The 11113-nt window shown below is 57.5% G+C and carries 6 protein-coding genes; 4 read left to right on the top strand and 2 right to left on the bottom strand.

Annotated features, from left to right (window positions below; all coding sequences use genetic code 11):
• Window positions 1-159: 159 nt before the first annotated feature.
• Window positions 160-3285, bottom strand: a complete 3126-nt coding sequence (locus KGB14_RS23775) for a transglycosylase domain-containing protein (protein WP_223489072.1) — start codon at window positions 3283-3285, stop codon at window positions 160-162.
• A gap of 691 nt (window positions 3286-3976) precedes the next feature.
• On the opposite strand from KGB14_RS23775, the gene KGB14_RS23780 reads away from it, so the two are divergent.
• A complete protein-coding gene (locus KGB14_RS23780; protein ID WP_223489073.1) occupies window positions 3977-5395 on the top strand; it encodes an amino acid permease in 1419 nt (472 codons plus the stop codon).
• Between the two features lie 170 nt (window positions 5396-5565).
• On the opposite strand, the gene KGB14_RS23785 is transcribed toward KGB14_RS23780, so the two are convergent.
• The gene (locus KGB14_RS23785) at window positions 5566-6690 is read right to left on the bottom strand and encodes an OpgC family protein (RefSeq protein ID WP_223489074.1); all 1125 of its coding nucleotides are present in this window, start codon (window positions 6688-6690) and stop codon (window positions 5566-5568) included.
• 231 nt (window positions 6691-6921) lie between these two features.
• Between KGB14_RS23785 and KGB14_RS23790 the strand changes: the two genes are divergently transcribed.
• The 3 genes from KGB14_RS23790 to KGB14_RS23800 are packed head-to-tail and all read left to right on the top strand — an operon-like array spanning window position 6922 to window position 10974.
• Window positions 6922-7863, top strand: a complete 942-nt coding sequence (locus KGB14_RS23790) for a glycosyltransferase family 2 protein (RefSeq protein ID WP_223489075.1) — start codon at window positions 6922-6924, stop codon at window positions 7861-7863.
• Between the two features lies 1 nt (window position 7864).
• Window positions 7865-9373, top strand: a complete 1509-nt coding sequence (locus KGB14_RS23795; RefSeq protein WP_223489076.1) for a glucosyltransferase domain-containing protein — start codon at window positions 7865-7867, stop codon at window positions 9371-9373.
• Between the two features lie 32 nt (window positions 9374-9405).
• Window positions 9406-10974 (top strand): glycosyltransferase family 39 protein, encoded by a 1569-nt coding sequence (locus KGB14_RS23800; protein WP_223489166.1) that lies wholly within the window; start codon window positions 9406-9408, stop codon window positions 10972-10974.
• Window positions 10975-11113 lie beyond the last annotated feature (139 nt).

Below are 11113 nucleotides of genomic sequence, written 5' to 3' on the forward strand. Positions count from 1 at the left end.
ATTAAAGTCTTGAGTGAGGTCAGAGTTTTCAGTCTAACGTTCAAGGCTTTTTTGAATAGTTGAAATATCTGCTGTTGCCGCGAAGTGTTCCTGTGAGGATTGATTGAATATCGCGGTGTATAAAATAAATACTTACCGCACTTCCTCTTTTAATAAGGGTTACCTGTTTGTGTTCACCACTTGGGCTGTTTGAACCGGATGGCACTGTGTTTCACTTCCCGGTTGCAGGTACGGTGTGAGAATCGGCGCCATGCCCTTGAGCACCTGCACGGGCAACGCTGAAGTGAACTTGAAGGCTTCGGCCGTGCGTCCGGGCACGAACGCGGTCAAAGTGCCGAAGTGTGAATCGCCGATATAGAACACGAACGTCGCTGTCCGGTTGATGGATTTGGAACTCAGAATTCGCCCGCCCGAACCAATGGCTTCAATGCGGTTGTCCCCGGTGCCGGTTTTGCCGCCCATCGCCAAGGGTTTGCCATCCGGCGATACAAAACTGCCGGACACCCGTTTGGCCGTGCCGGCATCCACCACTTGCGACAAGGCTTCACGCATGGCTGTGGCGACTTCGGACGGCATGACCCGTTTGCCGACGTGCGGATCATTGATCAACTTGGTTTCATACGGTGTATTTTCCGCAAAGTGCAGGCTGTCGATACGCAGCGTCGGCATGCGCACACCGTCGTTGAGGATGGTGCCGATCAATTCCGCCAATGCTGCCGGACGGTCGCCGGAACTGCCGATGGCGGTGGCCAGTGAGGGCACCAGGTGATCGAACGGATAGCCGACTTTCTGCCAGCGCTGGTGAATGTCCAGGAACGCTTCGATCTCCAGCATGGTGCGGATTCGGCTGTCGCGGGCACCTTTGTGGCGGCTTTTGAACAGCCAGCTGTAGACTTCCTGACGTTCGAACTCGCTGGCTTTGACGATCTGGCTGAACTTGGCGTCGGGGTTATTCAGCAGGTAACCCATCAGCCACAGATCCAGCGGGTGAACCTTGGCGATGAAGCCCTGATCCGGCAGGTCGTAGGCGCCGGGGCCGTAGCTCAGGTAGAGGCGTTCGAGGCGTTCGTCGGTCAGTTTTTCATTGAGCTTGGCGCCTTTGAGGTGCGAGCGCACGAAGGTGTTGAAACTTTCCTGACTGGCCTGCGGCAGCAGATAACGGTGCACCGCGGCCATGCGAATTGGTGTCGGGCGCATGCCGTCGAGAAAGGTCTCGAGCCGCGCCTGGGTGTCCTTGTTGCGGTATTTCTTCCAGAACTTCAGCAGGAATGAAGTGCCTTCGCGGTCGGCGAACTGAGCCAGGTATTCCTGACGGCGTGGGTCCTGGTCGTCCTTGAGCAATTCGGCACTGCTGTTAGGGCCCGAATAGGTGCTGTAGCGCACCAGGTCGCGCATCAGCCGAATGAATGGCAGGTTGATCGACTCACGAATGGCATCGCGCAGGGTCGGCATGCGGCCGTTGTCTTCCTTGCGAAAGTTATGGAAAACATGCAGCCCGCCACCGGTAAAAAAAGCTTCGCCGGGGCTGGCGGAGTATTTACGGTCCAGAGCGGCACCGAGCATTTTTGGCAGATCACGGTCGGTGTTCTGAATCAGGTAATCGACGGCCCAGCTGCTCAGGCGGTCCTGGTCCGGGATGTCGACTTTTTTCAGTTCAGGGACGGTCATTGCCCCGTATTTATCGTGCAGCTCGGCGATGATTTGCAAGTAGGAGGTGAGCACGCGCATTTTTGCCGTGGAGCCCAGTTCCAGCTTGCTGCCCTCATTGATGTCGAACGGCTGGTCGGTGCTGTCGGTCTGCACCCGTACCCGCGAGCCGTCCGGGGTCAGTTCGAACAGGGTGAAGCTGTAGCGCACTTGCGTGGTGCTGGTGGGTGTGAGCAGGTGTTCGCCGATCAGGCCGATTTGCGCTGCATAGGCCGGGTCCGCCAGATGCTTGAGGTAGGCGGTGGCCTGGCTTTGCAGTTCGCCTTGCAGGGTGCTGGTGGCGGACAGGTCGAGGCGGTCGAGGTCATACAGCGGACGGTTGAGCAAACCACCCAGACGGCTGCGCGCCACACTGATGCCTTTGTTGGTTTCGATCGGCTGAATGGTGGGCTGGGTGGCCCAGTCTCGGTAAGTCACTTGGCTGGCCAATGCCGCCGATGCGAGTGGCGCATCGATCACACTATTTTGTGCCAGCAGGCGAATGTGGCTGTCGGTGAGGCTGGCGAGTTCATCACGGCCCTTGGTCAAATAATGGGAGGGGCGGCGTTGAGCAATCATCAGTGACAGCATCTCACGCAGGGCCAGGCCCTTTTCCGCCAGACTTTTCGGATCCGTGTCGGGGCTGGCCAGCCGTTCGTTGGCCTTGTTGAAGTCGGCGCCGTACCAGACGCGCAAGCCTTCGGCCATGCCATGCACTTCACCGTGGCCCGGTACCGCTGACAGCGGAACACTGTTGAGGTAGTCACGCACTATATTTTGCCGGGCCTGGAGGGTTTCCGGCCCCGCCTGATAGGCCCGCACGCTGGCGGAAATCATTTGCCGGATCTTTTCCATGCCCGACACCGTCAAGCCTTCGGGTGAGTGTCGATATTTCTCAAGTTGCGTCGCCAACGTACTGCCGCCCGCCGACTGGCCAGGCAGGCGCAACAGCTTGGACACCTGAGACCACGCCGCCATGCCGAACCGTGGCCAGTCCACGGCGGGGTTGGCCAGGGGCTGGTGGGGATCGAGCAGAAAGCGGTTCTCGATGAACAGCAAACTGTTGACCACCACCGGAGGGATCGCCGCAAAGCTTGAATAGAGTTGTTGTGGATATTTGAACTGGTACAGCGGTGCCGCGCGGCAATCGGTGATCGACAGCCCGGCCTGGATTTTCTCTGCATAGGGCACGAAAAAGCCCTTGTCGCTGTAGTTCATCAGTGCTGGAGAAAAGCGGGTTTGTGCCACCACCACGTAATCGCGCTTGAGCAGGCGCGGCAGAAATTCGTCGAGGGCGCTGTAACCCAGACGTTGATCGAAAGGGCCTGCACCAGGGTAACGAATGGCGTCGCTGGGGCCGGGTTTGAGCTCGTATTTCAGCGAGGCGGCAAATTTACTGATTTCCCGGGCCTGAAACCTGGAGGTGCGCATTTCCTTGGCTGCGGCGAGGCCCAGGACAATCAGGATAATCAGCAGCAGTAACCAGAAAGCCCCCCAGCCGTGTCGGGAACGACGGGGTTTCTCAGGTAAAGGCGCTTCATCCACACGTTCAGTCGGAACCACAGTTTTACTCGAATCGGATTGCCATAAAGCGCCCATAGTCGACTGATCCATTCACGCAGATTGATCGGACTTGTCTGAAGCTTAGACGGTGGTTGGCGTTGGTGAAAAAATTGTGAACAACCAAATGTCGGGTACGCACCATTCTCTGTGGCGAGGGCGCTTGCAGTAGTTATGGGGTTTGCTGTGGTTAGGGACTTGCTGTGGCGAGGGGAGTTGCCTCCGTTGGACTGCGCAGCAGTCCTAAAAAACCAGCAGGCCTGTGCTGTATCAGGGCATACCGCGTGTAACGGATTAACGACTGCTGCGCAGCCGAACGGGGGCAAGCCCCCTCGCCACAATAGTTCCATCACCACAGGGGGGATGTCGTCTGAAATGGCCGAACTAGACGCATTAAAGAGATAAATATTGCCTGGTTTTGGGCATGACGATGCACCATTGCTGTGCAATACTCAACGCCGTTTTATCTGCGAATAATCCTGCATAAGCCAGGTAATGCCACTCCGTAAACCGGGCTTTTGCCGAGAGTTATGGCTGAATGTTGTGATTTATAGAGTGAAAAACCCTATCGGAAGCTTTTTATACTGCATGCCCCGCTGATCTTGCAGGTTTTGTCCTGCAAGACGCGTCTGCCCATGAAGCAGGCCCGGTTTCGCGCAAGTGCTGGTTTATCGGTCAGCGCTTCGATGCTCGGCGGTCATATCCAATAACAAGATGAGGTTGCACCCCTATGCCAGTCGACAATCACTTGTCTCACGGCGAGACCGCTCAGGGCGGCCCGCTTAAACGCGAACTCGGTGAACGGCATATTCGCTTGATGGCGCTTGGTGCCTGTATCGGCGTCGGCCTGTTCCTGGGTTCGGCCAAGGCCATCGAAATGGCCGGCCCGGCCATCATGCTTTCCTACATCATCGGCGGTCTGGCGATTCTGGTGATCATGCGCGCCCTCGGCGAAATGGCGGTGCACAACCCGGTCGCCGGTTCGTTCAGCCGTTATGCACAAGACTACCTCGGCCCATTGGCGGGCTTTCTGACCGGCTGGAACTACTGGTTCCTGTGGCTGGTGACCTGCGTCGCCGAAATCACCGCGGTGGCGGTGTACATGGGCGTCTGGTTCCCCGATGTGCCGCGCTGGATCTGGGCACTCGCCGCATTGGTCAGCATGGGCTCGATCAACCTGATCGCGGTGAAAGCCTTCGGTGAGTTCGAATTCTGGTTCGCCCTGATCAAAATCGTCACCATCATTGCGATGGTGGTCGGCGGCATCGGCGTGATCGCGTTCGGCTTCGGCAATGACGGTGTAGCCCTGGGGATTTCCAATCTCTGGGCCCACGGCGGCTTTATGCCCAACGGTGTGCAAGGCGTGTTGATGTCCCTGCAAATGGTGATGTTCGCCTACCTCGGCGTCGAGATGATCGGCCTGACCGCCGGTGAAGCGAAGAACCCGCAGAAGACCATCCCCAATGCGATCGGCTCGGTGTTCTGGCGGATTCTGCTGTTCTACGTCGGCGCCTTGTTCGTGATCCTGTCGATCTATCCATGGAACGAAATCGGCACCCAGGGCAGCCCGTTCGTGATGACCTTCGAGCGTCTGGGCATCAAGACCGCCGCCGGCATCATCAACTTCGTGGTGATCACCGCCGCGCTGTCGTCCTGCAACGGCGGCATCTTCAGCACCGGGCGCATGCTCTACAGCCTGGCGCAGAACGGCCAGGCCCCGGCCGCTTTCGCCAAGACCTCGAATGGCGTGCCGCGTCGCGCGCTGTTGCTGTCGATCGGTGCTTTGCTGTTGGGCGTGCTGCTTAACTATCTGGTGCCTGAGAAGGTCTTCGTCTGGGTCACTTCGATTGCCACCTTCGGTGCGATCTGGACCTGGGTGATGATCCTGCTGGCCCAGCTCAAATTCCGCAAAGGCCTGAGCGCCAGCGAACGTGCCGGCCTCAAATACCGCATGTGGCTGTACCCGGTCAGCTCGTATCTGGCGCTAGCGTTTTTGGTGCTGGTGGTCGGCCTGATGGCGTACTTCCCGGACACTCGCGTGGCGCTGTATGTCGGGCCGGCTTTCCTGGTGCTGCTGACGGTGTTGTTCTACGTGTTCAAGTTGCAACCGACCACTGTGTCGCACGGTGCGGTGGGTTCGGCTTCGTAAGTTGTAATGCCAGAAATGCAAAAGCCCCGGTCTGAATGATCGGGGCTTTTGTATTTTCAAGATCAAAAGATCGCAGCCTTCGGCAGCTCCTACGGGATTTGTGTACATCCGCGATATTGCGGGTGTACTCGGTAGGCGTAGGAGCTGCCGAAGGCTGCGATCTTTTGACGTTAAATGGTTGCGACGGATATCGGCCGATTCAACCGCTTGTTGAAATCCAGCCAGCCCCCCAGCAACGCCATCAACCCGACCCCCAGCAATGCGCTGAATATCTGCATCACCAGCGCGTTCCCGCCCAAAGCGTTGAGCATGTCCGCCAACGGCGCCAGCAACACGCCAAAGCAGAACACCTCCAACGAATAACGCCCCATGCGACAGCTTTGTTGCGCCAGCCAGTGTTGCGTCCAGCCTGTGTTCGGCAACAACCTGGCGGTGACGTAAGCGAGGGCGAGGAAGTGCAGCAGACGCACCGGCGAGAGGTTGGTCTTGCTGATTGGATAGAGCCATTCGCCGAGCTGTTGGGGCATGAAGGCGTCATGCACGGTCGGCCATTTCCACGACAGCGCGATTAGCCCGGTCAGTAGCAAATAGAACAGCGCGGCGATGAAAACCGGCTGCCGAGCCAGCGGCCGGGGTTGCGGCACCCGAGGCCTTTGCCCATGAATCGCCGCCGCGCCCCCGAGAATAAACAGCAGCTGCCAGGCCATCGGATTGAAAAACCACACGCCCCCGTCGGTGCCCGCCAGGTTCCACTGAAACCATGGCGCCAGCAGGTACAAGACCACCGACAACCCCACCACGTATTCAGCCTTGCGCAGCAGCATCGGCAGCACCAATGGCAGGCCGAGCAGCAAAAAAATATACAGCGGCAACGGGTCCATCAGGTTTGGTTTAAAACGCAGCAACAGCTCATCCATCAACGCCTGCTGCGGATGACTGAGGAAATACTGCAAGCCCATTTCCTGCACCAGATCACGGGTTTGCACATGGCTGTTGGCGAAAAACACGATGCCCATCAGCAGCGCCAGCAAAAAGATATGCACCACATAAAGCACCCAGGCGCGTCGCAGGATCTTTACCGTGGCGACCACGAACCCGTCGCGCCGGGCGATTTTGCCGTAGGCCAGTACGGCCGCGTACCCGGCCAGGAACACGAAAATCTCCGCCGCATCGCTGAAGCCAAAGTTGCGCACCGTGAACTGCGCGAGCGGGTTTTGCGGCACGTGATCCCAGAAGATAAAGATCAGCGCCAGGCCGCGAAAAAAGTCGATTCGGTGATCGCGTTCAAACGTCATGACGGCGGGCTCTTGAACGGGGTTGTTGGGTAGGAGCGAGCGGTGCGGCGCGCAGGGTGGCGTGATTCGCAGGTAATTGCAAAAGACCGGATATTACCGAATGTCTCAGATGCCTATAGCGAACGCATTGAATGGTGTATCCGTCGGTCTGCCCGGTAACTCGCCCACCAGAACGATCCCTGATGGGCGTCTGTCGAACATCTACACTTCGTTTTCTCAGGAGTGTGAAATGTGAAGGTTTCGCTGATTGTTCCGGTATTCAATGAAGAGCAGGCGATCAGTCTGTTTTATCAGGCGGTGCGTCGCGAATTGAAACTTGACCCGTGTGAGGTCGAGATCGTGTTCATCAACGACGGCAGTACCGACCGTACGGCTGAGCAAGCCAAGGCGCTGGCACAGGTCGATGAACAGGTATTGCTGATCAACTTCTCACGCAACTTCGGCAAGGAACCGGCGTTGTTTGCCGGGCTGGAATACGCCACTGGCGATGCAGTGATCCCCATGGACGTGGACCTGCAGGATCCGATCAGCGTCATCCCGCAGTTGATTACCGAGTGGCAAAAGGGTGCCGATGTGGTGCTCGCCAAACGCCGGAATCGCGACAGTGACAGTTATTTGAAACGACACAGCGCATCGCTTTTCTATCATTTGCTGAACAGGATTTCCTACACCCGGATCGAAGAAAACGTCGGGGATTTCCGGCTCATGGACCGCAAGGTGGTCAATGTGATTCGCGCACTTCCCGAGCATCAGTTGTTCATGAAAGGTGTTCTGTCCTGGGCCGGGTTCACCACGGCGGTGGTGGAGTACGAACGGCCTCGGCGAGTGGCGGGCAGCAGCAAGTTCAATGGCTGGAAACTGTGGAACCTGGCGCTGGAAGGCATTACCTCGTTCAGCACCGTGCCGTTGCGATTGTGGACTTACATCGGTGGCGGCATTTCGATCTTCGCGGTGCTGTACGCGGTGTACATGGTGCTGGACAAGATTTTCTTCGGCAACAACGTCCCCGGTTACCCCTCGTTGATGACGGCCATTCTGTTTCTTGGCGGTGTCCAATTGATTGGCATCGGCATCCTCGGTGAGTACATCGGCCGTATCTATATCGAAGCCAAGCACCGGCCCCGTTATGTAGTCAAAGACGTCATTGGCGGCAAAGACCGTATCGGGCTTTAGCATGGGCAGACTGAGCGACTTTTTAAGCAGAGAACTCGGGCGCCGTCAGGTCTGGCGGTTTTTCCTGATCGCGACGCTGGTGTATGTCATTCCACTGATCCTCGCGGACTACTCCTATATCGATGACAACTGGCGCTCCTTGTCGGCCGGTACTGCCTGGGCGGGGCAGGGGCGGTTGTTCACCGAGCTGTTCTACAACGTGCTGACCTTCAGCCATGCCGCGCCGAACATCTTTCCGTTGCCGCTGTTGATTGCCACGCTGGCCATGGCCTCGGCGTTGACCAGTCTGACGTTTCATTACTACCCCCAGCCGACATTGTCCCGCTGCCTGGTGCTGTTGCCACTCTGGTACAACCCGTTTTTTTTGCAGAACCTGTCTTATCAATACGACGGGCCGGCCGATGCCTTGAGTCTGGTGGCGGTGATCTACGCAATCACTTTTCGTCATCCCTCGCGCATTTTGCAATGGCTGGTGCCGTCCTTCCTGATTGCACTGGCGCTGGGGCTCTATCAGGTGAGCCTCAATGTGTTTCTGGGGCTGTGTTGTCTGGAACTGCTCAGGGGCGCGAATGACAAGTGGGCCTGGTCGCAATGGTACGAATTGATCGGCTGGAAAATCGCGCAGGCAGGGCTCGGCGGGTTGATCTACAGCGTCACGGCTTATCCGTACATGAATCTGGATCGCGCCCAGTTGCTGAACTGGGCGGCGGCGCCTTTGCTGCAAGTTGAAATCAATATCGGCCGGGTGCTGGAAAAAGTCGCGCTGCTGTTTCACGGTGGATTCACTTGGGTGTTCGCCGTGCTGCTGTTATGTGCCCTGGTGGGCTGCGCACGGTTGGCCCGCAACGTGATTGAACGCCAGGACTCGGGGCTGAGAAAAATCGTGATGGGCCTGGCGTGCGTGCTGACGGTGCCGGTTGTAACTTTACTGGTGTCGGGGGCTGCGCTGTTTTTTCGCGACTTCAATGAAGGCGCCAGAACCTTGATGGGGTTTGCGGTCTTGCTGGTGCTGTTGTTCTATTTGAGCCATCTGGCGCTGGCGCCCATCCATGAGCGGCTGCCGCTGCTGTTGGCGGTGCCTCTGCTGGCCATGCTGTCGTTGTCTTATGCCTATGGTCGCGTGCTGACGGTGCAGAACACCTTCGCAACCAGCGCGTTATTTTCCCTGGGGCATGACATTGCGGCTCAGCGGCCATTGCGCGAGGCCAAACGCATTTACCTGGCGGTGAGTTATTCCGATCACTGGCTGGTGGGGGCCGCGGGCTCGTTCAAGCAGATGCCGGTCTTGCATTATCTGCTGAACATCAACTTCTTCATGCTGGCCGAAAACCTGCCGAAGGTGGGCATCACCAACGTGGAGGTGGAGAGGGAACGGCGTAACGCGACTCTGATGGGTTACCAGGGTTATCTACCGCTGGTGGAGAGCCAGTTCTACCACATCTATCTGCTGGGCGATTACGGTTTCATCGTCATGAAAGAGCCAGCCCCGATCACCAAACTTCAGTGGTGAGCAACGAGGGTGATCTGCCGGTGAGCGCATCGATGATCCTTCCCACAAATGTTCCATCCCGGGTGGCCGACACGGCAGGTCTGGTGGCGGTGGTAGCCATCGCGTTGTTCGCAAGGTTTCACGCCATCACCGTGCCGGTCATCTGGTACGACGAGGCCTACAGCCTGCTGCTGGCCGAGGGCTCGCCTGCGTATATCTGGGCTACGACGGCACGGGATGTTCATCCGCCGCTTTACTACGTCTTGCTGCATTTTTGGATGTTGCTGTTCGGCAATGGCGTGTTGGCTGCGCGATCCCTGAGTGCACTGGCCGATGTCGGCACGCTGTTGCTGTGCATTAAATTGATGAGCCTGGTGACAACGCGAAAGGCGACCTGGATAGCGGCATTGCTGTTGGCATTGCTTCCAATATCGGTGCGCTACAGCCAGGAAGTGCGAATGTACACCTTGCTCGGCTTCTGGCTGATGGGCGCGACCGTGGCGCTGGTGTGTTGGGTAAAGGCACCGGATCAAAAGCGTTATCCAATCCTTTATGTGCTGCTGATGACGGCCGCTTTCTATACGCATTACTTCGCCGCGCTGTGCGTTTTGGTTCATTGGCTTTTTTGCTGGCGAGTGTCCAATGTCCGGGGCTCGGTATTACCTGTTCGTGCGTGGATAGTGGCTAACGGTGCAATCGTCGTGTTGTACCTGCCATGGTTACCCGATTTCATCGATCAATTGCTGCGGATGGACGGGCTCGAGTGGATACCGCCGCTCACCTGGCCAACCGCGCTGACCTTCGTTTGGCAGCTGGTGATGATGGGGGACTCGGCCAGTTATTCATTCTTGTGGCGTGCGTTGCCTTGGGTAATGATCGTTGTTTGCGCCGCTGCGGTGCTGCTCAAGGCACGGCATGAGCGACCTTTCAGTGTCTTGCTGGTGGGCTATTTCTTTGTGCCGGTGCTGAGCGTTTTTCTGGTGTCGCTGATCGTGCCGGTTTTCAACGCCAGATACCTGGTGTTCGCTGCCGCCGCGTTGCCGCTTATCGTTGCGCTCGCGCTGGACGCATGGAGCCAACGCCACGCCGCCCTTGCCGCTGTCGCCATGGTTTTTGTTTTATTGGCGGAAGCACACGGGCTGTCGGCAGTTTACGCGCAAACGGATGAGATGAACGGGACAAGCATTCGCAAGGATGCAAGGCTGGACGCCGTGGTCGCAGGTCTTGGCCGCGAAGTCCGTCCGGGGGACGAAATCATCGTGGATAACTTGTATTGGTACTTGCCGTTCACGTACTACAACTCGACCGGTATTCAGCCGAGGTTATACGCCTTCAAAACACCGACAGGCACCCTTTGGGGAACCGCCGAATACGGTGGTTGGGCACTCATTCCCCGTCCTCTGGACTCGATTCTCTTCGATGATTTTTCAACCCTGAAACTGAATGCCAAGCGGATCTGGTGGGTCACGGGCAACGCTCGTCCTGAACATGACGCATTGTTTCCCAAACAGTGGAAGCCAGTGCTGACGTTAAAGGAAGGGGACAGCGAAGCCCGTTTGTTCATCCTGGAACCAACGCCTGAATTGGCACCCAACCGCATCATCAGGCGTGGAGAATGGTGAGCGTCAGGTGATTGTGGGTCCCCTTCGTTAACATGACCGTTGGTCTGGAACATTGCTCAGCCTGTTATTTCTGACAGTAGACGCCTGGCAGGACATGCTTTTAGTTTAAAGGTCACGAAAACGGAAACGTGGCAGGCGC

It is taken from the genome of Pseudomonas sp. A-RE-19 (assembly GCF_019956555.1).
In the GTDB taxonomy this organism is placed as follows: Bacteria; Pseudomonadota; Gammaproteobacteria; order Pseudomonadales; family Pseudomonadaceae; genus Aquipseudomonas.

Bases quoted from the DNA above. Each gene is read 5' to 3' on its own strand.
- KGB14_RS23800 (WP_223489166.1), top strand. From the start codon at position 9,406: ATGATCCTTCCCACAAATGTTCCATCCCGGGTGGCCGACACGGCAGGT.
- KGB14_RS23785 (WP_223489074.1), bottom strand. From the start codon at position 6,690: ATGACGTTTGAACGCGATCACCGAATCGACTTTTTTCGCGGCCTGGCG.
- KGB14_RS23780 (WP_223489073.1), top strand. From the start codon at position 3,977: ATGCCAGTCGACAATCACTTGTCTCACGGCGAGACCGCTCAGGGCGGC.
- KGB14_RS23775 (WP_223489072.1), bottom strand. From the start codon at position 3,285: ATGGGCGCTTTATGGCAATCCGATTCGAGTAAAACTGTGGTTCCGACT.
- KGB14_RS23795 (WP_223489076.1), top strand. From the start codon at position 7,865: ATGGGCAGACTGAGCGACTTTTTAAGCAGAGAACTCGGGCGCCGTCAG.